The 21,911-nt window shown below is 69.6% G+C and carries 16 protein-coding genes, 1 other RNA gene and 1 pseudogene; 5 read left to right on the top strand and 13 right to left on the bottom strand.

Features of this window, described 5'->3' with window-relative positions:
- Positions 1-198: 198 nt before the first annotated feature.
- From FV242_RS03445 to FV242_RS03435, 3 genes are all read right to left on the bottom strand, one after another.
- Positions 199-1,293, bottom strand: coding sequence for a glycosyltransferase (locus tag FV242_RS03445; RefSeq protein ID WP_147937952.1), 1,095 nt, complete (start codon positions 1,291-1,293; stop codon positions 199-201).
- Positions 1,290-3,275, bottom strand: coding sequence for a glycosyltransferase (locus tag FV242_RS03440; protein ID WP_147937951.1), 1,986 nt, complete (start codon positions 3,273-3,275; stop codon positions 1,290-1,292). The genes FV242_RS03445 and FV242_RS03440 overlap by 4 nt, the downstream gene beginning before the upstream one ends.
- A 191-nt stretch (positions 3,276-3,466) precedes the next feature.
- Positions 3,467-4,186 (bottom strand): cytochrome c biogenesis CcdA family protein, encoded by a 720-nt coding sequence (locus FV242_RS03435; RefSeq protein WP_147937950.1) that lies wholly within the window; start codon positions 4,184-4,186, stop codon positions 3,467-3,469.
- A 245-nt stretch (positions 4,187-4,431) separates the two neighbouring features.
- Here FV242_RS03435 and FV242_RS03430 point away from each other — a divergent pair, with 245 nt between their 5' ends.
- Both FV242_RS03430 and FV242_RS03425 read left to right on the top strand, forming a co-directional pair.
- Complete coding sequence (locus FV242_RS03430; protein ID WP_147937949.1) at positions 4,432-7,119, top strand: PAS domain S-box protein; 2,688 nt, start codon at positions 4,432-4,434, stop codon at positions 7,117-7,119.
- A 362-nt stretch (positions 7,120-7,481) separates the two neighbouring features.
- Positions 7,482-8,507 carry a heparan-alpha-glucosaminide N-acetyltransferase domain-containing protein gene (locus tag FV242_RS03425; RefSeq protein ID WP_187278320.1) on the top strand — a complete coding sequence of 342 codons (1,026 nt, stop codon included), beginning with the start codon at positions 7,482-7,484 and terminating at the stop codon, positions 8,505-8,507.
- 4 nt (positions 8,508-8,511) lie between these two features.
- On the opposite strand, the gene FV242_RS03420 is transcribed toward FV242_RS03425, so the two are convergent.
- Positions 8,512-10,170 carry a calcineurin-like phosphoesterase family protein gene (locus FV242_RS03420; RefSeq protein WP_147937947.1) on the bottom strand — a complete coding sequence of 553 codons (1,659 nt, stop codon included), beginning with the start codon at positions 10,168-10,170 and terminating at the stop codon, positions 8,512-8,514.
- A gap of 141 nt (positions 10,171-10,311) precedes the next feature.
- Complete coding sequence (locus FV242_RS03415; RefSeq protein WP_147906273.1) at positions 10,312-11,610, bottom strand: murein L,D-transpeptidase; 1,299 nt, start codon at positions 11,608-11,610, stop codon at positions 10,312-10,314.
- Between the two features lie 367 nt (positions 11,611-11,977).
- Between FV242_RS03415 and FV242_RS03410 the strand changes: the two are divergent.
- Both FV242_RS03410 and FV242_RS03405 read left to right on the top strand, forming a co-directional pair.
- Positions 11,978-12,391: pseudogene (locus FV242_RS03410) on the top strand (copper chaperone PCu(A)C); the annotation flags it as partial.
- Positions 12,392-12,851: 460 nt separating this feature from the next.
- Positions 12,852-13,382, top strand: coding sequence for a DUF1465 family protein (locus tag FV242_RS03405; RefSeq protein WP_147906275.1), 531 nt, complete (start codon positions 12,852-12,854; stop codon positions 13,380-13,382).
- 46 nt (positions 13,383-13,428) lie between these two features.
- Here FV242_RS03405 and FV242_RS03400 read toward each other — a convergent pair whose 3' ends face one another.
- Positions 13,429-14,208, bottom strand: a complete 780-nt coding sequence (locus FV242_RS03400; protein ID WP_147937945.1) for a MetQ/NlpA family ABC transporter substrate-binding protein — start codon at positions 14,206-14,208, stop codon at positions 13,429-13,431.
- 445 nt (positions 14,209-14,653) lie between these two features.
- Positions 14,654-14,902 (bottom strand): 50S ribosomal protein L31, encoded by a 249-nt coding sequence (rpmE, locus tag FV242_RS03395; RefSeq protein WP_007565880.1) that lies wholly within the window; start codon positions 14,900-14,902, stop codon positions 14,654-14,656.
- A 242-nt stretch (positions 14,903-15,144) separates the two neighbouring features.
- Here rpmE and FV242_RS03390 point away from each other — a divergent pair, with 242 nt between their 5' ends.
- Entirely contained in the window at positions 15,145-16,989 is a 1,845-nt protein-coding gene (locus tag FV242_RS03390; RefSeq protein WP_147937944.1) for an ABC transporter transmembrane domain-containing protein, read from the top strand.
- 427 nt (positions 16,990-17,416) lie between these two features.
- Here FV242_RS03390 and FV242_RS03385 read toward each other — a convergent pair whose 3' ends face one another.
- From FV242_RS03385 to FV242_RS03360, 6 genes are all read right to left on the bottom strand, one after another.
- A complete protein-coding gene (locus FV242_RS03385; RefSeq protein WP_147937943.1) occupies positions 17,417-18,430 on the bottom strand; it encodes a peptidoglycan -binding protein in 1,014 nt (337 codons plus the stop codon).
- Positions 18,430-19,413 carry a MotA/TolQ/ExbB proton channel family protein gene (locus tag FV242_RS03380; protein WP_147906279.1) on the bottom strand — a complete coding sequence of 328 codons (984 nt, stop codon included), beginning with the start codon at positions 19,411-19,413 and terminating at the stop codon, positions 18,430-18,432. The genes FV242_RS03385 and FV242_RS03380 overlap by 1 nt, the downstream gene beginning before the upstream one ends.
- A 436-nt stretch (positions 19,414-19,849) precedes the next feature.
- Entirely contained in the window at positions 19,850-20,668 is an 819-nt protein-coding gene (locus FV242_RS03375; RefSeq protein ID WP_147937942.1) for a TIGR00282 family metallophosphoesterase, read from the bottom strand.
- A 3-nt stretch (positions 20,669-20,671) separates the two neighbouring features.
- Positions 20,672-21,289, bottom strand: a complete 618-nt coding sequence (locus FV242_RS03370; RefSeq protein ID WP_147937941.1) for a 5-formyltetrahydrofolate cyclo-ligase — start codon at positions 21,287-21,289, stop codon at positions 20,672-20,674.
- Positions 21,279-21,435, bottom strand: a non-coding RNA gene (gene ssrS, locus FV242_RS03365) — 6S RNA. The genes FV242_RS03370 and ssrS overlap by 11 nt, the downstream gene beginning before the upstream one ends.
- A 130-nt stretch (positions 21,436-21,565) precedes the next feature.
- Positions 21,566-21,844 (bottom strand): hypothetical protein, encoded by a 279-nt coding sequence (locus FV242_RS03360; RefSeq protein ID WP_147937940.1) that lies wholly within the window; start codon positions 21,842-21,844, stop codon positions 21,566-21,568.
- Positions 21,845-21,911 lie beyond the last annotated feature (67 nt).

Genomic DNA, 21,911 nt, shown 5'->3' with positions numbered 1-21,911 from the left:
TGCCGATCCGGGACAGAACCTCCACCGAGGCGGTGTCTTCCTCGACACTCCAGCAACCAGCATACCGAACCAGTACTCTCGCCTTGATGCACACCCTGCAGCAGCAACCGTATAGATATCGTCGCTAGAACGAGAACGCTCTGTCACGATTTTGTGGCCCGATCAGGCCTCTAAATGTTGGGGACTACGTAAACGGACTCATCCGATTCGCGTGGTGTCCGGTTCCGCGTACGCGCCCGGATCCCCTCCCAGGAAGCGGCGGAAGCGCTCCTTGTCCTCCGACGCCGCCGCGTTCCACCGCGCCACGTTCCCGCGGCTTGCCGCCGCCGACCGGACGAGGCCGCCTTGGCCGACCCAGACGGCGAGCGCCGCCGCCGCGGCCTCCGGATCCTCGGGGGAGACCAGCAGGGCGGAGGCGCCCAGCACCTCGCGGAACACCTGCGCGTCCGGCGCCACCACCGGCAAGCCGCCATGCTGGACCTCCAGCAGGGGCAGGCCGAGCCCCTCGGCTTTCGATGTCGAGAGCAGCAGGTGGCAGGAGGCGGCCAGCGCCCGCAACGCCGCGTCGGCGAGGTACCCGTACCGGTGGAGGTAAGGCGGCGGGTCGTCCAGGAAGGCGTGGCGGCCCCAGCCGACCCGCCCGACTAGGTGCAGTTCCGCCGGCATGCCGGCCCGGTTGAGCGCGGCGACCAGTTCCAGGGAGGCCGCATAATCCTTGCGCGGCTCGATCGTGCCGATCGCCAGCAGGCGCAGCGGCATGCCCGCACCATAGGATGCCGGCCCCGGCAGGTCGGCGAGCCCGAAGGCGTCCCGCACGGACGGCCTCAGCAGGGCGACCCGTGCGTGCGGCGGGCAGACGGCCCGGACGGCGTGTCCGGTGGTGCGGCTGTTCACGAACAGGTTCGGGCACCAGCGCAGCGCCCGGGCGAAGCTCGGGCTCATGTAGAGCCGGCTCTTCAGGCTCAGATCCTCCGGCCGGTCGAGCAGGAAGGTGTCGTGGACGTAGAACAGGCAGCGTTCGGCCGCGACGGCACAGAGCGGACCCGGCGGGAAACCGGGGAACAGGAAGAGCGCGTCACGGTCGGCCAGAGCGCGCAGCGGCAGGCCGAACTGCTGTTGCGCGATCATTCCGGGCAGCGAGCCGCTGGTGACCGGCCGGACATCGTGCGGCGCGAGCCGGTCCGGGGCGAACAGATCGAGGGTGATCCGCTCGATCCCGGTGACGTGGCCGCGCAGATGGGTCTGGTCGAGATAGATCCGCCGGACGCCCTGTGGTTCTGGGCTCGGCCTCACGGAACGCTCCGCCGCAGGGTGCCGGCGAGGTACAGGCAGCGGCGCACGAACAACGGCATGCGCCGTCCGAGCAGCATCTGCTTGGCTCGGCGCAGCCGGCGCACGAGGGGCCGGGAGGGCGCCGGCACCGTGCCGGACGCACCCGGCTGCCGCTGCGCCGCGAACGGGAAATGGCCGAGCATCGCGGGCGTGAAGGTAGGCCGCCCGGAGCCGGCCAGCAGCCCGCGCGCCCGGACGATGCGGTCGAGCGACAGGACGGCGGCCGCCGGGCTATGGCGGCTCTCCAGGGCGATGCGCGCGAAGGCCCCGAGCCGCGCCCGCACCCTGGAATCCTCCACCAGCTCGGCCAGGGCCTGGGACAGGGCGCCGGGCTCGAGCGGGACGAGGCGGCCGGACACGCCGTCGATCACCGACGAGGTCAGGCCGGACGTGCGATAGGCCAGCGTCGGCACCCCGCACAGGCCGGCCTCGATCGGCGTCTGCCCCAGGGTCTCATGCCGGCTCGCGGTGACGTGGAGGTCGCAGGCACCGTACCAGGCGGCCAGGATCTCCTCGTCCGCGATCAGCCCCGGCGCGAACAGGTTTGGCACGCCGAGCCGGGCGGGATCGTCGAGCCGGCCGATCGCCACGACGCCGACGCCCGGGCGCGCCACGGCCTGGAGCGCGTCGCGCAGATCGGAAAAACCCTTGTCGGGCCCATCGACGATCACCGCCGAGACCAGGATCAGCACATCGTCTGCGGGCAGGCCGAGCCGGCGGCGCAGGGCGGCGCAGTCGCCGGGACGGAACGCGGCGGTCGGGAAGGCCAGCCGGATCCGTTCGGCCACGGTACCGGGCGGTGCCAGGTCCAGCGCGCGAGCCAAAGTCCAGTCGGAATTGGCCAGCAGCCACGGCCCGGCGGGACCGGACAGGACGGCACGCTTGCGAGCGTGCATCCCGGCGATCCGGTTCGGAGCGAGTTGCGGGTACTCGTCCGGGCCGGGACAGGTCGCGTCGCATCCGGCGATGGCGCGGGTGCAGGCGCGCGGATGGCAGCAGCGGCCCGTGAGTGGAAAGAGATCGTGCAGCACCAGCGCCACCGGGCCGCCCCGGGCGAGGCGCCCGACCACGTCGAGGCTGCGGGTCGCCCCGTGCAGGTTGCCGGCAAGGATCAGGTCGGGGCCGGCACCCGCGACCGTGGCCTCGGCCGTCGGGAAATCGTCGGTCCATTCGGCGGCTTCGGGTCGGTCGCTAAGGGCGACATGCGTCACCCGGTGACCCGCGAGCGCCAGAGCCTCGGCGAGCCGTCGCTGGGCCACGCCGGCACCGCCCTGGGTACCGGTGCCCGTGAGCGAGACGATCGACAGGGCATCGGGCGCCTCAGCCGGCGCCCGGTCCACGCGCTGCAGCAGCACCGGGCGGCCGATGGTCCCGCGCACGGCGTCCGTCACCGCCGACCATGCGGCAGCCGCGTTCAAGCGGCCGTTCGCGTCGAGCATCGTCTGCGCGCTTAGGGAACCACGCATCCACAACACCTCGCCGCCGGTGAACGGCAGGTCGTCCGGCGCGTCCGACGATGCCGTCCCGGGCGTGTCGAGCGCCAGCACCCTGTCGGTGAACAGGACGCGCAGGCCCGCCACGGCGACCGCGCCGGTCAGCGCGGCCTCGAGCGCCAGTGCGGTGAGGGCCCCGGGGGCGAGCAGGTCGCCGGCGGCGAGCCAGAGCACGGCGTCGCAGGCGGCATCGGCCACCAGCGCCGCAACATGGGCATGCCCGAGATGCGCCGGCACGACGTCGTGCCGCAGCTCGGGATAATCCTGGCGCAGGACCGAGGCGGCGGTCTCGTGCAGATCCGCCCCGGCCGCGGCGACCGTCACGATCCGGATCCGCGGCCAGGGGCGTCCGTCCGGCAGGGTGTCCGGTCGGCGCATCCAGGGCGCGGCGGCCCCGAACGGCCAGCCGGCGACCCCGTGAGCGGGCGGTGATGCGGGGGCGTCGGTCAAAGGCGGTTCGTGGGTTCGAAGGGGCGTGCACCGTGATCGTGAAGGATGAAGATTGCCTCTCGGGCCGGGCCATCCGTCGGCCCTCGACGCGGATTCGGGCGGTGCGGGCCGCCATGGCATAGGCCGACCGGACAGGGCGCGTCGGTCATAGCGGGGCTCCGTTCCGGCCGAGGCCGCCGGTGCAGAGCGTGTCAGTACCGGGTTGTCACCGCGTTCAGCCAATCCGGCGAGGCCGCCACAGCCGCGGCCTCGACGCGCTTGTCGGTGCCGGTGAGGACGAGCAAGCCGAGCACCACCATCACGACCCCCAGGGCCGCCTTGACGCGCGTGCCGGCCGCCGCGAGCCCGCCCCGCCAGCGCATCAGCGCCTCGCGCGAGACGAAGCCGAGCAGCATCAGCGGCGCGGCGGCACCGATCCCGAAGGCCAGCATGGTCGCGGCGACGTCCCCGAGATGCTCGCCCCGGGCCGCCAGCAGCGACGCTGCGCCCAAAGTCGGCCCGACGCAGGGGCTCCAGGCCGCCCCGAGCAGCAGGCCCACGCCGAACTGACCGGACAAGCCACCGGATCCGAACCCGCCGAAGCGCTCCTCGGCCCAGGCCCCCGCGGGTCCCGCCGCGGTGGCGACCCGCGCCTGCAGACGCGGCAGCGTCAGGACCACGCCGAGGATGACGAGCAACACGGCGCCGACACCGCGGAATACGTCCCCGTCGAGCCCGATCGAGAAGCCGATCGTGGCCACGAACAGCCCTATGGCGGTGAACGACAGCGCAAGGCCGAGCGCCAACGCCACCGGCCCCAGCCGATGCTCCGACGCCGCGGTGCCGAGGACGATCGGCACCAGCGGCAGGACGCAGGGCGACAGCACCGACAGCAGCCCCGCCAGGAACGCGAACCCGACCGTCCCCAGCATCGTTCCGACCTTCCCGCGATCTTAAACCCTCGCGCCGGCTTCGCGCCGGGGGGCGACGGCGTCAACGGGGATGCCGATCACGGTCCGGTTTGATCGCCGCGCAGGTGTCCGTCGGGCCCGTCGCGCCGAGCCCAGGAACGAATACCAATATGGGTTAGGCAAGGCGCCGAACGGAGCAGTTTATAATGGATGTCGGAGTCCAGGAGCCGACCTAACTTTTGCCGCGGAAGCCGCTACACGGTGTCATGCCCGAACGCAGCCATCTCCAGCATGTCATCGAGAGCGCGATCGATTTCGCGATCGTCGTCACCGACCTGGATGGCATCGTCACCGACTGGAACGCCGGCGCGGAGAACATCTTCGGCTGGCGAAGCGGCGAGATCCTCGGTACCTCGGCCGACCGCATCTTCACCGCGCGGGACCGGGCGGCCGGGCGGCCGCGCGAGGAGATGCACGTCGCCCTCGCCGAGGGCCGCGCCGCCGACGAGCGGTGGCACGTGCGCAAGGACGGCTCCGAGTTCTGGGCCTCCGGCGAGTTGATGCCCCTGCGCCGCGAGGACGGCACGCGGCACGGCTACGTTAAGATCCTGCGCGACCGCACCGGCCCGCGCGAGGCCGGCGAGCGCCTGCGCAAGACGGAGGATCTGTTCAGGACGCTGCTGGACACGGTGGAGACGGCCTTCGCCATCGTCGAGGTGAAGTTCGACGGCGACCACCCGGTGAATTACCGCTTCCTCGAGGCCAACCCGGCCTTCGAGCGTCAGGCCGGCGTCAACCTGCGCGGAAAATGGGTCACGGAGTTCGCCCCCGACCTGGAGCGATTCTGGTTCGAGACCTACGGCCGCGTCGCCTGGACGGGGGAGCCGGCCAACTTCGAGAGCTACGCCAACAACTTCGAGCGCTGGTTCGACGCGCGCGCCATCCGGGTCGGCGAGCCCGCGGACCGGCATATCGCGATCTTCTTCAACGACGTGACCGCGCGCAAGGTCGCGGAAGCGGAACTCCGGACGCTCAACGACACGCTCGAGCAGCAGGTGCAGGAACGGACCCTGGAGCTGAACACCCTTTGGGACACGTCGCCGGACTTCCTGCTGGTCATCGATTTCGCGGGGGTCTTCCGGCGGGTCAATCCCGCCTGGACGAAGATGCTCGGCTACACGCCCGAAGAACTCCTGGGCCGCCACGTCAACGCGTTCGTGGTCCCGGACGACCATGCCGAGACCATCGACGCCTACACCGCGGCGGCTGAGGGCGCCCAGCCGCGGATCGTCAATCGCTACCGCCACAAGGACGGGTCGCTGCGCTGGATCTCCTGGGTCGCGGTCCCGGCGGGAGACATGCTCTACGCCACCGGCCGGGACGTCACGGCCGAGAAGGAGCGCGACGCCCTCCTGCGCGACGCCCAGGACTTCGCGCGCCTCGCCCTGTCGGCGGTCGGCGGGGTCGGCGTCTGGACCTACGAGCTGGACAGCGACCGATTCTTCTACGACGCCGCCATCGCCAAGCTCTACGCGATCGATCCGGACCGGGGATCGGAGGGCATCCCGCGTCCGGACTTCCTCGCCAACGTCCACCCCGACGACCGCCCGGCGCTCAAGACGACCATGACGGGCGGATTGGCGAATGCCGGCGACCTCGAACTCGAGTACCGCCTGTGCCACTCGGACGGCACCGTCCACTGGGTCCTGTCCCGCGGCCATACCTACCACGACGCCGAGGGGCGGCCGCTCCGGCGCACGGGCGTCGGCATCGACACGACCAGCCAGCGCCAGACCGAGGAGGCCCTGCGCCAGTCGCAGAAGATGGAGGCGGTCGGCCAGCTCACCGGCGGCCTGGCCCACGACTTCAACAACCTGCTGGCCGGCATCTCCGGCGCGCTGGAGCTGATGCAGACCCGGATGGGCCAGGGCCGGTTCGCCGAACTGGACCGCTACATGACGGTGGCCCAGGGGGCGGCCAAGCGCGCGGCCGCCTTGACCCACCGCCTGCTCGCCTTCTCGCGCCGGCAGACGCTGACCCCCAAGCCGACCAACGTGAACCAGCTCATCCTGGGCATGGAGGAATTGATCCGGCGCACCATCGGGCCGGAGATCGGCCTGGACGTCGTAGGAGCTCCGGCGCTGTGGCCGGCGCTGATCGATCCGGGCCAGCTCGAGAACGCGCTCCTGAACTTGTGCATCAACGCCCGCGACGCCATGCCGGCGGGCGGGCGCATCACCATCGAGACCGCCAACACCCACCTGGATCGGGCCGCGGCCCTCCGGCACGACCTCCCCGAAGGCCCGTATCTCGTGCTGAGCGTGACCGACACCGGCACCGGCATGCCCCCGGAGGTGATCGCCCGGGTGTTCGAGCCGTTCTTCACCACGAAGCCGATCGGCCAGGGCACCGGCCTCGGGCTCTCGATGATTCACGGCTTCGCGCAGCAATCGGGAGGCCAGGTGCGGATCGAATCGGAGGTCGGCCGGGGCACGACCGTGTGCCTGTACATGCCGCGTCATTGCGGTGAGGCCGAAGGCGGCGATGTCGCCCTGCAGCTCTCCAGCGTGGCGCGGGCCGGCCAGGACGAGACCGTGCTGATCGTGGACGACGAGCCGTCCGTGCGGATGCTGGTCACCGAGGTGCTGGAGGATCTCGGCTATACCGCGATCGAGGCGGCCGACAGCACCGCGGGGCTCAAGGTCCTGCAGTCGGACGTGCATATCGACCTGCTCGTCACCGATGTCGGCCTGCCCGGGGGGATGAACGGCCGGCAGATGGCGGATGCCGGCCGCGAGCGGCGCCCCGACCTCAAGGTTCTGTTCATCACCGGCTACGCCGAGAACGCGGTGCTGGGGCACGGCCACCTGGAGCCCGGCATGCAGGTGCTGACCAAGCCCTTCCCGATGGAGGCGCTCGCCGCGCGGATCAAGGATCTGATCGTCGCCCGCTGATGGCCGTTGCGGGCGTGATCGCCGGGTTGCGTCGGCTGCCGTCCCAGGTATGCGGCGTCGCGGAACGCCATCGCGTCCGCGGTGTCGGATCCCCGGCGTCGCGGCGTTCCCGACCGCAACGCCACGGTCGCCATCAACGCGACTTCGACGGGTTCCGGTCCAATCGGCCGGGCCGGCTGAGGCCGGTCATGGCGGATATCCGACCGCATCTTTCGGCCGTGTGCTGCGCAGCAGCCTCGACGGAGCTGCCCAGGGATCGCGCGGCAGGCCCACAGCATGCGATCTTTACCCTTCCCGACGACCATGGGGACTGCACAGCGTGGCCTCGCCGCCGCTTCGATGTCGCAGTCCGAGGCCACGTCTTGTCCATCCGGAATGTCCGCACGGAACGGTGCGTCGAACTCGATGTCTTCAAGACGTTCCTCGTACTGGGCATGGTGTTCGCCCACGTCGTCCAGATCGTCCAGGCCCCGATCGACGGGTTCACGGCGGGCCTGTCCAACGTCATCAACCTCGTGAGCTTCTCGGGATTTCTGTTCGCATTCGGCTGGGGGACGGCCCTGTCCGCCCGGTCCGGCCGGGTTAGGCCGGTGTGGGAGCGGCTGCAGGGGCCGGCCAAGATCCTGCTGGCCTTCTACCTGTCCGGGATCGGAGCCGTAATCCTGACCGACGGCAACGGGTGGTCGGCGGCGCGGATCCTCGGCGTGGTGACGCTGATGGACCTGCCGGGCCACAGCGAATTCCTCGCCTCGTTCTTCGTCCTGAGCCTCGCGATGGTTTGGCTCGGCAGAGGGCTCGGGCACGTCGTCCGCAGGCCGGCCTGTCTGATGGCGTGCGTTGCAGCCTCGGCCGCGTTCGGATGTCTCCCGTTCGACGGTCCCGATCTGCCCTGGCTGACGATCTTCGTCCCCGCGCCGGACAACACGTATTTCCCCCTCGCCCCGCACGCGATGTGGCTGTTCCTGGGGGCCTTTTACGCCGACAGGACGGAGCCTTTCGGCGGCATCGATCTCTGCCTCGCCGCGTCGGCGACCTACGCCCTCCTGACCGTCGCGTCGATCACCGGGAGCCTGCCTTCGCGGTTCCCACCATCGACCGTGTGGGTGATCGGGCCTGCGCTGTTCCTGCTGCTCTACCGGGCGGCCAGCATGGCGATCGTGCGGCGCATCGCGGTCCCGCGCCTCTGGACCAGCCCCGGTCGGCACGTCCTGATCTATCTGGTCGCGTCGAACTTGAGCCTGTTCGCCGTCCAAAACGTCTGGGGTCCGATCGCTCGAAGCCCGTGGGAGGCCGCGGCGCTCACCATCGTCCTGATGGCCGCGATCACGGTCCTCCGCGCGGCGTTGACGCGTGCGACGCAGGCCGCGTTCATGCTCGCACCGACGTGACCTCCTAACCGCGCGCGCCGTCGCCCGTGACTTCGAGCACGACGCAGGCGCGGATCGGCCGGCCGTACTCGTCGGTGCCCGCGACCGTGACCCGGTGGGCGCCCGGCGCGAGGTCGTCGGGCAGGCCCGCGGTCCAGATGTGGGTCGAGGGCGTCGCCTGCACCCAGCTCTTCCTGGTCTCGGGATAGCGGGCGTAGAGTTCGGTCACGAACGGATCGAGCCGGCGCGTCCGCGCCATCGGCGCCGGCGCGCGGTCGCCGATCCGAATCGCGAGGTTCGTGCGCGGGCCGCCGTCGAACACGTTGACCACGAGATTGGTCGCCGTCAGCGCGTCCTGCGGGACCGGCGGGCGCAGCCCCTGCATCGGGTGGCTCGCCCGGACGATCTCGGGGGCGGCCGGGCGCAATTCGCTCTCGAAGGCGATCCGCATCGCCGCGTCCGGCTCGCCCTGGGCGGGGACGAAGCGAGTGGTGTAGTCGGTGCCGCGGATCGAGAGCACGTGGAAGCCGTTCGGCGTGCCGTCGCGGCTGTCGGCGGACGGGATGCCGGTGCGGGTATCCGGCCCGCTCCACCACGAGCCGGACACGGCGGTCATCACGTGGTGGTGGTGCCGCTCCGAAAGGTAATGGTGCTCGGTGGTGTGGGTGTGGCCGGCGAGGCTCAGCACCGTCCGGCCGGCCAACAGGTCGAGGAGCGCGGCCCGGTCGATCGTCGCGCTGCGCGGGTCGTCGCCGGTATCGGTCACCAGCGGGATATGGGTCGCCAGCACGATCAAATCGTCCGGCGGGATCTCGGCCAGAAGGTTCTTCAGGAAGGTGAGCGTGCGCTCACCGACATGGCCCCGGTAGGTGTTGGCTCCCACGGGCACCGGCGGCCCCATCCACTCGACGTTGTCGATCATCACGAACAGCGCGCGCCCGTGGCGGAACGCGTAGGTCGGCGACCCGAACACGCGCTTCCAGGTCTCGCGGCTGTGGCGGGCGTCCGGTGCCTGCATGTTGAGGTCGTGGTTGCCGGGCAGGCTGTACCACGGCAGGCCGATCCGCCCGACGATGCGGTTGGAGCGGCCGTAGAGCGAGAGGTCGTCGAACAGCACGTCGCCGGTGGTGAGGCCGAAAGCCGCCGGGATCGCCATCGCCCGGGCGACTGCGGTGTCGCGCACGTGGTCGAGCTCGAACCGGCTCTCGGGCTGCGGATCGGTGAACAGGATCACGTCGAAATCCGCCGGCTCGTCGGCCTTCGTCAGGGTGAAGTCGATCGAGGCCGGGAGCGGACCGGTAGGCGCGATGCCCCTGTAGCGCAGGCCGAGGCCCGCGGGCGTCCCGCCGGGCTGGTGGATGTAGGAGTGGCGGGGCACGTTGTCGGCGTCCCGCGGCAGGGCATAGCGCGGCGGCTTGATCACGAACACCACCCCGTCTCCCGGCATCGGCAGGCGGTAGCGGCCGTCTCCGTCCGTCCGCACCACCTCCCGGCCGTTGGAGACCAGCACGCCCGGCAGCGGCGCGCGCGTGGAACCGGCCGCCCCGACGGCATAGACGATGCCCGTGGCCTCAGCGGATCCCTGCGCGCCGGCACGGCCGGCCAGGAGCGAGAGGGCGGCGGCGCCGGCGACGGTCTCCCGGCGGGTCAGACGTCCGGACGCTGGGATCGAATCGCGTGGCATCGGGGGCTCCTGCTCGGCGGCAAAGGCCAAGCAGAGGCATTTGACTGCCGGATGACAGAGCGGCCCCAAACGCGCGAGGCCCGCACCCCGGGTAGGGGTGCGGGCCTCGGCTGAACCCGATAAGCGCGGCGCGCGGCGAACTTACTCTTCGTCGCCGGGCTCGAAGGTCTGCGGCAGCGGCTCGGCGCTGGCGACCGGGGTCGGCGCCCCGATGGTCGAGGGCACGTTCACGCCGTCGCGCTTGTAGATGTCGTCACGGAACTGCACGAGCCCGTCCGGGGTCGCCCAGGCGGTGATGTAGGTCCAGTAGACCGGCACCGGCTGGGCGATGTTGGCGTCGACGCGCTTGCCGCTCTCGATCGCCTGCTCGACCTGCTCGCGGCCCCAGCCGGGCGTGTCCTTCAGGAGCCACGTGATGTACTCGCGCACGTTCTGCACGCGCACGCAGCCCGACGAGATGAAGCGGAAATCGTCGCCGAACACGCCCTTGGTGTTCGTGTCGTGCATGAACACGCCGTAGGGGTTCGGGATGTTGATGCGCACGATGCCCATCGAGTTGAAATCGGCGCCCGATTCCTGCCGGTAGGTGAAGCGCGTGCCCTCGTCCGAGTTCCAGTTGATCGAGCGCGGCGAGACCTCACCGTTGCCCGACAGGATGTGGATCTTGTTGTCGGTGAGGTAGTTCGGATCCTTCTGCATCTTCGGGATCAGGTCCTTCTTCACGATGGAAGCCGGGACCGTCCAGGTCGGGTTGAAGTTGATCTGGGTCGCCTTGGTGTTCATGATCGGCGACTGGCGGTCGATCTTGCCGACGCCGGCGGCGTGCAGCGTGACGACCTGGCCGTTCTCCACGGTCTCCACCAGGGCGGCCGGGATGTTCATGATCACGAAGCGCCGGCCGAGATCGCCCGAATAGGAGCGCAGGCGGACGACGTTGGTCTCGAGCTGATGCAGCCGCACGTCGGCGGGCACGTTCATCGCCTGCTGGGTGGCGAGGCTCATGGCGCCGGTCTGGCTGAGGCCGTGGCGGGCCTGGAACCGCTTCACGCCGGCCGAGACGTAGGAATCGTACACGCCGGAGCCGCCGGCGGCCGGATCGAGGTCGCCGGTGACGATCAGGCGCTGGCGCACCGCGGCCACGGCCGGGCCCTTGGCGCCGACGCGCAGGCGGTCGGCGCCGGAGACCGGGCGCCAGCCGCCGCGGTTGACGATGTCCCGGTAGCGCTCGACCATCTGCTCGGTGGCCGACACGGTCTGGGGCGACAGGATCGGCACGGTCTCGCGCTGCACCTGCATGGCGGCGGGCGAAGCGTAGTCCTGCGCCCATTCGGCCTGGGCGTAGTTGCCCTGGTCGCGGGCCTCGGCGGCACCGAGGCCGAGCGTGCCGAGCGCGGCGACGCCCAGCATGGCGGTGAACCGGTTTGTTGCCTTGATGCGCATCAGTCGCTGGCTCTTGTCCGGAGTTCGTCAGTTCATGGCGAGAGCGGGTGTACTCGGTCGCCACGGTGTCGGGATGGCCTTAAGACTCCCTATCGAAGGGGCCGGATTGTGGCGTCGGCGTGCGCCAGCGCACGTGGCGACTGGATGCGGCACGGCGACAACAGTCCTGGGTGGACCAGTGTGGCAGAGATGTCACCGCAACGCGGGCCGGCGCAGGATTCCGCCTACCTCATAAGGACCGGCCGCGCGGGCCTGACGTGTCGTCTCGGTCGATCATCATCCTCAGGACGGAAGCATGCCGATGAAGATCTTTTGCGCGGCCCTCCTCGGCCTCAGCGTGTTCACGGGGGCGGCCCAGGCCGACCCGATCAAGGCCGGCGACCTCACGATCGACACGCCCTGGCTGCGCGCCACGCCGAACGGCGCCAAGGTCGCTGGCGGCTACGTGACGATCCGCAACTCCGGCACCGCCCCGGACACGCTGACGGGCGCCGCGGTGCCGTTCGCGCGCTCGGGCGAGATCCACTCCATGTCGATGGAGGGCGGCGTGATGAAGATGGCCCCGGTCTCCGGAGGCCTGACGGTCAAGCCAGGCGGGACCGTGGAGCTGAAGCCCGGCGGCTATCACCTGATGTTCGAGGGCCTTTCGGGCGCCCCGAAGGCCGGCGACAGCGTGTCCGGGACGCTCACGTTCCAGCGTGCCGGCACCGTGCCGGTCACCTTCTCGGTCGCACCGATCGGGGCGAGCGCGCCCGGTGGCGGTCACCAGCATCAGCATTAAAACGGCCACCGCCGGGGTGACTACCGGCTCGGCATGAGCCGACTTGCTGAACCAAGCCCTTGGACCCGTTCACGATTGCGCGGCTGTCGCGAGCGGCTCGGGCCTCCGGCTCTGCCGAGCCCGGACGGCGATACACCTTCCGGGTGTCTCGAAATGGGTCATGCAACTGATCCTGGCGTCGCCGACGCGCCCCTGTTCAAGGCCTGCGCGCCCGAGGGAAGCCCGATTCCAAGACCGGTCCAAGGCACCGTGTATTCGGTGGTGTCCAGGTCACCTTTTGAATGCTTGCAGCTGGCCGTGTACGCCATATCTTAACCATCGGCCGGCTCATTAAGGTTAAGGAAGATCTAACCCTGATGCCGCCGCGGTTCGGCGCTAGGATTGCGGCGTCGCCCGAGAGCCATGGCCGGAATGTCCCGGTCCGGGACGGCTTGGCCCGTCGGCGGCACAGGAGAGGCACATGAACGGCTTCGATGTCACGTTCCGGGACGATCGGGACTGGGTCGATTTCGGCAAGACCTACGTCAATTCCGAGGCGTTCAAGACGCTGTTCCGCGACGGCATGCTGCTCGTGGAAGAGACGGCGGCCTATCTCGACGGCCAGGGCCGGGACGAGTCGCGCCTGGTTTCCCGGGATGCCACGCTCAGCTACGCGGCCGAGAGCATGCGCCTCACGACGCTGCTGATGCAGATCGCGTCGTGGCTGCTCGTGCAGCGCGCGGTGTCGGAGGGCGAGATGACCCCGGCGGAGGCGCTGCAGGAGAAGCATCGGGTCAAGCTCGGCAAGTCCGAGCCGCCGAAGCAGTCGGACTTCTCCCTGCTGCCGATGCGCCTCCAGCAGCTGATCCTGCGGGCGCGCCGGCTGCATGCCCGCATCCTGCACCTGGATTCGCTGATCACCGATGACCGCCCGACGCCGATGCCGGTGGAGAGTCCGGTGGCGGCCCAGCAGGGTCTGCTGCGCATGGCGTTCCGCCTCGGCGAGGGCTGAGGAGGGCGGCGCGGTCGGTCCCGAAGGCTCCGACCGCGCGCAGACCTCAGAAGGCCGGCACTTCCCCCGGCCGCTTGTCCGTGATGTAGGCCCGGATCGTATCGTTCTGATAGGCGTGGACGAGCTTGGGTACCCACGGAGCGTTCTTGTCCGTCTCCCGAACCGCGATGAAGTTGCTGTAGGGATTGTCGACCGACGACTCGATCGCGATCGAGTCCTTGCCCGGCTTCAGGCCTGCCTCGACCGCGTAATTGGTGTTGATCACCGCAGCATCGAGATCGTCGAGGCTGCGCGATAACTGGGCCGCGTCGATCTCACGGAACTGAAGCTTCTTCGGATTGTCGGTCACGTCGAGCACCGTAGGCAGGATGCCGACGCCGTCCTTCAGCTTGATCAGCTTCTGCGCCTGAAGCAGCAGCAGGGCGCGCCCGCCATTCGACGGGTCGTTCGGGATGCCGACCGACGCGCCGTTCCTGAGTTCGCCGACCGCCTTCACGCGCCGGGAATAGAGCCCGATCGGCGAGACGATCGTGGCCCCGACCGGCGCGATCTTGTAACCCTTCGCGGCGATCTGGTTCTCCAGGAAAGGCTTGTGCTGGAAGGCGTTGGCCTGAAGGTCCCCGGCATCCAGGGCGGCGTTCGGCAGGAGGTAGTCCGAGAACACGACGAGATCGAGATCGAGCCCGTCCTTGGCGGCGATCACCTTGACCTTCGCCCAGACGTCCTCGGCATCGCTCATGATGCCGACCTTGATTTTCTCACCCGCCAAGGCCGGTGCGGCGAAGGTCAGCAGAACGGCGACGACGGAAAACAGCCAGCGCTTCATGAAAAACCCCACAGTCGCCGCTTGCAAAACTCAAGCGCGCAAGAAGATGCATCGACTTAAATTTGAAACTACTCAGGCTCCGCGCGACGAAGACCTCGAGACAAACGGCCGCCACCGGGTCCGTGCGAGACCGTGACGACCGAGGATCGTGACCGGGCGGATCGTCGACGGCACCGGACATTACGACGGCTCGGCTTGGCTGGAAAAGAGGCCGCGCCGACCGGGCCGGCCGGGTGGTACGACCGGTGCGCACCGAGACAGAAGAATATTTTCTCTCTGCGGCGTCAGACAAGATCGAACGCGTCGGCGAGCTGGAAAATTCGCCAGACCATTCCGCCAGAAAATTCTCGCCCCGCTCTGCGACGGCGCAGAACAGGCACGAAAAAACGGGCGGCCCCGCGAGGGACCGCCCGTTCTGATTCGTTTCGGCGCGATCCGTCCGGGATCAGCGCTTGCCGAGGTTGCCGAACCGCGAGTTGAAGCGCGAGACACGACCAGCGCGATCGAGCATCTTCTGCTCGCCGCCGGTCCAGGCCGGGTGGGTGAGCGGATCGATGTCGAGGTTGAGGGTGTCACCCTCCTTGCCGTAGGTCGAACGGGTCCGGTACTCGGTACCGTCCGTCATCACGACCTTGATGAAGTGGTAGTCGGGGTGCTCTGTCCCCTTGGCCTTTGCGGCCGCGTCCTTCGCCATGACCTGTCGTTCCTGTTCTGGCATGCCGGCGGGGAGCGCAGGAGGCGCCGCCCGGCCCGGAATGCGGAAGGTGTCAGCGGTTGCACCGAACCGTAGGTTCGTGGCAACGGCACGTCCAAGCCGACCGTGGTGGCGGCCCGCGGCCATTGAACACGCGCAATCGGATGAGGGGCGGCGTATATCGCAGGCTCTCTCCGGGAACAAGCGCCGTGGACCGGGTGGGAAGAGACGCGTGAGGCGTGATGGCCCGTAAGACCAAAGCGGCGGCTTCCGGCCGGCCGAAGGCCCCATTGAGCGCGCTCCGGCCGCTCCTGCCCTTCGCCCTGCGGTATCGTGGGCGGATCGTTGCCGGCATCCTGGCTCTCGTCTGCGCCTCGGCCTCGACCCTGGTGGTGCCGATCGCCATGCGGCGCGTCATCGACCACGGCTTCACGGCCGACGGCGCGAACGTGATCGACGCCTACTTCCTCGCGCTGCTCGGGGTGGTCGCGGCTTTCGCGCTCTCCAGCGCGGCCCGGGTCTACACCGTGGTCACGCTGGGCGAGCGCGTGGTCGCGGATCTGCGCAGCGCCGTCTTCGCCCGGCTGACGATCCTCGACCCCGCCTTTTTCGACCGCTCGCAATCGGGCGAGATCGTCTCCCGCCTCACCGCGGACGCGACGCAGATCAAGTCGGCCTTCGGCGTTTCCGTCTCGATCCTGCTGCGCAACCTATTCCTGTTCGTGGGCGCGACCGCCATGATGGTGATCACCAGCCCGCGCCTGTCGGTGATGGTGCTGGCCGCCATCCCGGTGATCGTGTTCCCGCTGATCGTCTCGGGCCGCGGCGTGCGGCGGCGCTCCCGGGCCGCGCAGGACCGGCTGGCGGACGCCTCAGCCTACGCCGCCGAGGCGGTCGGAGCGGTGCGGACCATGCAAGCCTTCGGGCGCTCCGGCACGGCTGCGGCCCGGTTCGCGGCCGCCTCAGAGGACGCCTACACGGCCGCCCGGGACTCGATCCGGGCGCGGGCGCTGCTCACCGGTGTGGCGATCTTCCTCATCTCGGCCTCGGTGGTCGGGGTGATGTGGTACGGCGCCCAGGGCGTACTCAACCACACGATGACCGGCGGTGAGCTGTCGCAATTCGTGCTCTACGCTGTGTTCGGCGCAGGCGCGCTCGGCCAGCTCTCCGAGGTCTACGGCGACCTCGCGATGTCGGCCGGCGCGGCCGAGCGGCTGACCGAGATCCTCGCGTCCGAGCCCGCGATCCGTGCGCCCTCCCCGGCCCTGCCCCTTCCCGTGCCGGCCGGCGGCGCCGTAAATTTCGAGGCCGTGCGCTTCGCCTATCCGACCCGGCCCGGTCACGCTGCCCTGGACGGGCTGACCTTCGCGGCGGCCCCCGGCGAGCGCATCGCCATCGTGGGACCGTCCGGTGCCGGAAAGTCGACGGTGCTGCAGCTGCTCCTGCGCTTCTACGATCCGCAGGGCGGCCGCGTGCTGGTCGACGGCATCGACATCGCGCTGGTCGATCCGGAGGCGCTGCGCGCTCGCATCGCCCTGGTCCCGCAGGATCCGGTGGTGTTCTCCGGGACGGTCTCCGAGAACATCCGCTACGGGCGCCCCGAGGCCGGTGAAGCCGAGGTGCGGCACGCCGCCGAACTTGCCAACGCGCACGGCTTCATCGCGGCCCTGCCGCAGGGCTACGACACCCAGGTCGGCGAGCGCGGCGTGACCCTCTCCGGCGGGCAGCGTCAGCGCGTCGCCATCGCCCGGGCGATCCTCAAGGATTCGCCGATCCTGCTACTCGACGAGGCGACCTCGGCCCTCGACGCGGAATCCGAGCGCGCCGTCCAGGCCGCCCTCGACACGCTGATGCGTGGGCGCACCACCCTGGTGATCGCCCACCGTCTCGCCACGATCCGCGCCGCGGACCGGATCCTCGTCCTCGACGACGGTCGCATCGTCGAGACCGGCACCCACGAGAGCCTGCTGGCCCAGGGCGCGCTCTACGCGCAGCTCGCGAGCCTGCAATTCACCGACGCCCTGGACGAGACCGCCCGCGGCAAGGGGCTTCGTACGCGCGGCGAGCGCATCCCCGCCGCCGAGTAGTTTTGGGACTTGGCTGGGTAGGGTTCGGGGACGGAAGGCTCGTGTCCGTCGCCGAGAGCCGGAACAGGACCGTGATCGTACTTCAACGGGCGGCCGCCTTGAAGGTCTAGGCCCCGCCGTGCCTATGTGTCTCCCGTCCGGTGGATGGAACCCGATCGGCTGCCTCGGCTACGCCAATGCCGCCTCCGAGATGCTCGCGCAGGCCGACGCCACGGGCAGCAATCCGATGCTGGCGAGATCCCCCACACGATGGTCGCCGAAGACGGCCACGCTCGGGCCGAGGGGCTGGGGACGTCCCATGCCACCCTGGACCTGGTCGGCGCCGAGCGATGAGTCCGCCCCCGAGGACATCGCCGTCGGTGTGCGCCATTGCGGGCGGGGCTCTCGAAGCGCGTCGTTCGGTCCGGTCTATCGGACGGGCGAGCGCCTACCGCTCCGTCAGCTTCATCTCGATCCGGCGGTTCCTGGCATAGGCATCCTCGGTGGTGCCGGTGTCGAGGGGTTGGAACTCGCCGAAGGCCCCGGCCAGGAGATGCTGCGGCGGGATGCCCTTGCTCGCGAGATACTGCACCACCGCGATCGCCCGGGCAGCCGAGAGCGCCCAGTTCGACGGGAATTGCGCGGTGATGATCGGCCGCGCATCGGTGTGACCGTCGACCCGCAGGACCCACGGCAGGTCCGCCGGGATCTGCCGGGCAAGGTCGGCGATGGCCGCGGCGATCCGGTCGAGCTCCGGGCCTGCCTCCGGCTTCAACGTCGCGGAGCCGCCGGGGAACAGCACCTCGGATTGCAGCACGAAGCGGTCGCCGACCACCCGGATGTCCGGCCGGTTGCCGAGAATCTGTCGCAGGCGCCCGAAGAAGTCCGAGCGGTAGCGCGCCAGCTCCTGGACTTTCTGGGCCAGGGCGACGTTCAGCCGGCTGCCGAGTTCGGCGATCCGCACCTGCGATTCCCGGTCGCGGGTCTCCGAGGCGGCCAGCGCATCCTCGAGGGCTGCGAGCTGGCGGCGCATGGCGCTGATCTGCTCGTTCAGGAGATCGACCTGGGACAACGCCCGCTTTGTCGCGCCGCGCTCGGCCTCCAGCTGCTTGTCAAGGGCACCCGCGGCCCCCTGGCTGACAGTCGCGGCCTCGGCCTGCGACTTGGCCTGATCACGCTCGGCCTCGACGCCGGCGAGCGTGGTGCGAAGGCTGCGGACCTCGTCCTCCTGGCCGCGGCGGTTCGAGCGCTCCAAGGCCAAAAGATCGGTGAGGTCGGCGATCTGGCGGTTGAGCTTGACCAGCGTGGCGTCTCGCCCGGTCAATTCCTGCGACAGGAAGAACTGGCCGACCACGAACACCGTGAGCAGGAACACTACCGCCAGCAGCAGCGTCGCCAGGGCATCGACGTAGCCGGGCCAGACGTTGAGGGGGCGCCGGGCGCGGGCCGCGGTCGAGGCCACTACACCCGCTCCCGGCCGAGCCGGTCGAGCACCTGCTTCAGCTCACGCTCGCGGCTCGCCTGGGCCTCGACCCAGTCGCGGATCATCTGCTGCTCGGCGCGCATGTGCTGGACGAGGCCCTGGATGCCCTCGGCCAGGTTGGTCATGGCCAGCGTCGCGGCACGGCCGCCCCCGCCCTCGGATACGATCGTGGTCAGACGCTCGACCGCCTCCTTGAGATCCTGCGCACCGGCGGCGGCGGCAACAGGCCGGACAGCTCCCGCCACTGCCGGCTCGGACGCCGTTCCGGACAGCAGCCAATCCTGCAATTCGTTGTGGAAACGGGCATGGGCCTGGCCGGCCTGCAGTTCCAGAAAACCGGTGATCAGCGACGAGGCGAGACCGAACAGCGAGGCCGAGAAGGCGAGGCCGATGCCTGAGAGCGGCACGGCGAGCCCGGACTTGAGCTCGTCGAACATCACCCCGGCATCGCCGCCGCCACGCATGCCCTTGATCACCCCGCCGACCGCCGAAAGCGTGTCGATCAGGCCCCAGAACGTGCCGAGCAGGCCCAACAGGATCAGGATGCCGGCGATGTAGCGCAGCATCTCGCGGCCTTCGTCGAGGCGCGCCGCGATCGTATCGAGGTAGCCGGAGGTCCCCGGCAGCAGCGCCCCGGTCTTCCGGGCCGCGATCATCGGCACCATCGGGGCGAGCAGCGCCGGCGGCTTCCGGGCCTGAGCACCGGTCGCCACCGCGTTGACGTAGCCGACCTCGCGGAACAGCCGGACGACCTGCCCGAAGGCGATCAGCACCGCGATCAGCAGAACCCCGAGGATCAGCCCGTTGAGCCCGGGATTGGCCAGGAAGGCTGGGGTGATCTGCTTGAACAGGATGAAGGCCAGGAAGCCCACCAGGATCAGGAATATCACCATACGCCCGAGATAAATCCCGGGTCGCGCCAGCGGTGGACTGCTATTCTCACTGTTGTCGCGGGCGGCCATCGGTCGCTCTAACCTGATCTCAACATGGGGTCGCCAAGAAGCGGGGCCCGTCACGGCCACTGTGGGGGCAGCCCCACCTGCGATCAAGTCTCACCGCGGACACGCTTGTGTGGCGCCAGACCGGGCGAGACCGGATCCACCCGTGGCATGAGGTAGGCATCAGCCCTGCACAAGCGGCCCATTCGACTTAGGCGGGTTCGATCTCGGGTGGTCGGACGCGGGATGGCGGAGCCGGCTCGATCGCGGGCTTTAGCGGTGCTGGTACCAGTCCCAGACCAGATAGGCCGGAAACGGAAGCATGATGGCGAAGAAAATCCAGTCGAACATCTGAGGCATGCGGAGCTCCCTGGTTCAGAGGATCTCTGCAATCTACGGGTGCGGGCCGCTGAAGTTCCTGGGGCGGCGCGTGCCGGCATCCGCTTCGGCTGCGAGGGCGCTAGTCCCAGAACTGAGGCCAGCTCTCCTCGAGATGCGGACCGAGGCGGACCGCCGCGACCCGGGTCGCCAAGCCGTCCGCCTGCGTCTCGACGGCGAAGCCGCACAGCGTCGCCTCGCCGCCGGCGACCTCCCAGCGGGAACCCGGCGTCTTCTGGATCATCCGGCGAATCGGCTCATCCTTCTGCATGCCGATGACTGAGTCGTAGTCGCCGCACATGCCGGCATCCGACAGGTATGCCGTGCCGCCGGGCAGGATCCGGTGATCGGCCGTCGGCGTGTGGGTGTGGGTACCGACCACGAGGCTGGCACGGCCGTCGAGATAATGGCCTAACGCCTGCTTCTCGCTGGTCGCCTCGGCGTGCACGTCCACCACGACGGCGTCGGCGGCGGCCCCAAGCGGGCAAGCGGAGATCTCGCGTTCGACTGCGGTGAAGGGGTCGTCCATGGCGTCCATGAAGACCCGGCCCATCACGTTGACCACGAGCACCCGGGCTCCGCCCTGCGTCTCCACCACGGTGGCGCCGCGGCCCGGCGTACCCGGGGGATAGTTCGCCGGCCGCACCAGACGGGGCTGACGGGCGATGAACACCAGCGCCTCGCGCTGGTCGAAGCTGTGGTTGCCGAGCGTCACCGCATCGGCGCCCGCCTGGATCAGCTCGTCGCAGATCGTCTCGGAGATGCCGAAGCCGCCGGCGGCGTTCTCACCGTTGACCACGACGCAGTCGAGCCGCCAGCGCTCCCGGAGTTTGGGCAGGCGCTCGCACACGACGGTACGGCCCGGGCGACCGATCACGTCGCCGAGAAAGAGCAGCCGCATGGATCAGGATGTCCTGTCGAACCGGATCACGCCCATCTCGGTGATCACGAACTGGAGCGGCCGGTCGTGCGGCTCAGCCGGCACGTGTTCAACCGCCTGGACGGAGAAGCCGACCCCGACCGTGAGGACGGGTCGCCGAGCGGATAAGCGCGCGATCGCGCCGTCATAGTACCCGCGACCGTATCCGATGCGCTGGCCGTCGCGATCGAAGGCAGCGAGCGGCACGATCAGGGCGTCGGGCTCCACGGGCGGAAGCGACGGATCCGGCTCGCTCAGGCCGAAGCGGCCGGCGACCAGCGCGTCCCCGGCCCGCCACTCCCGGAAGATCAGTCCCTCGGGGGTGACGTGCGGCAGTGCGACCGCTTGGCCACGGGCGAGCAACCCCTCGGCCGTGGGACGCGGATCGACCTCGCTGCGGATGGGCCAATAGGCGCCGACCAGCCGGGCCTCGGCCAGTTCCGGCAGAGCCAGCAGCGCGCGGGCGATCCGAGCGGAGGCGTCCAGCCGGGCGGCCGGATCCAGCGCGTCCCGGGCGGCCAGTGCCGAACTGCGCAGTGCGGCCTTGAGGACCGCGTCCGGGCTGGGAGATCCGGTATCTGAAGACGATGAGTGCGGAGCCACGTGAGCCGTTGGAGGATCGATCCCGGGAAACCTACAGAGTAGGTGGGCGCCGTGTTGGCCAAGTCCAGGGACGAGGCCAGGGACAGCTCCCGAGGGAGTCGATAAGGCCCCGGGGAAAGTGCTCCTGACGAACTCTGCAGCCCCGCCTTCGCAATGTAGCGATCTCGTGGGGCTCCCGCCAGGGCCGACGACATGGAAATATCGATGGGCAGGGATCGATCTGATGCGGCATCGGACGCGACGGCTCAGCTCCGTATCGCGGCGGCCGAGCGTTCCTCAGCGAAGGTTGTCGCTCGCCCCGGCGACGACCGCGCGGGTGCCGGCCAGGATCTCTGCCCGCACGGTCTCCGTCTCGGCCGCGTCCCAGAGGCGGATCAGCTCGATCAGACCGCCATGGGTCGCAGACACCGATTCAGTGAAAAACGCCTCGACCGGAATGCCGGCAACGGCGGCGATCCGCGAGAGCCTGACATTCAGGGCGTTGCGCGCAGGCATGTCGGTTCCGATCGTGGCGCTTGCACTCATGAAACAGTCACTCCGATTGATCGGACGCACGGGATATCAGACATCCTCAAACCAAAATACAATCTATGCAATTAGTCCATCCGGCTTAAGGCACGCA

This window comes from Methylobacterium sp. WL64 (genome assembly GCF_008039945.1).
Taxonomy (GTDB): Bacteria; Pseudomonadota; Alphaproteobacteria; order Rhizobiales; family Beijerinckiaceae; genus Methylobacterium.
This window is presented reverse-complemented; position numbering and strand designations above follow the sequence as displayed.

Coding starts and splice junctions, on each gene's coding strand:
- FV242_RS03435 (WP_147937950.1), bottom strand. CDS start 4,186: ATGCTGGGGACGGTCGGGTTCGCGTTCCTGGCGGGGCTGCTGTCGGTG.
- FV242_RS03430 (WP_147937949.1), top strand. CDS start 4,432: ATGCCCGAACGCAGCCATCTCCAGCATGTCATCGAGAGCGCGATCGAT.
- FV242_RS03420 (WP_147937947.1), bottom strand. CDS start 10,170: ATGCCACGCGATTCGATCCCAGCGTCCGGACGTCTGACCCGCCGGGAG.
- FV242_RS03415 (WP_147906273.1), bottom strand. CDS start 11,610: ATGCGCATCAAGGCAACAAACCGGTTCACCGCCATGCTGGGCGTCGCC.
- FV242_RS03405 (WP_147906275.1), top strand. CDS start 12,852: ATGAACGGCTTCGATGTCACGTTCCGGGACGATCGGGACTGGGTCGAT.
- FV242_RS03400 (WP_147937945.1), bottom strand. CDS start 14,208: ATGAAGCGCTGGCTGTTTTCCGTCGTCGCCGTTCTGCTGACCTTCGCC.
- rpmE (WP_007565880.1), bottom strand. CDS start 14,902: ATGGCGAAGGACGCGGCCGCAAAGGCCAAGGGGACAGAGCACCCCGAC.
- FV242_RS03390 (WP_147937944.1), top strand. CDS start 15,145: ATGGCCCGTAAGACCAAAGCGGCGGCTTCCGGCCGGCCGAAGGCCCCA.
- FV242_RS03380 (WP_147906279.1), bottom strand. CDS start 19,413: ATGGCCGCCCGCGACAACAGTGAGAATAGCAGTCCACCGCTGGCGCGA.
- FV242_RS03375 (WP_147937942.1), bottom strand. CDS start 20,668: ATGCGGCTGCTCTTTCTCGGCGACGTGATCGGTCGCCCGGGCCGTACC.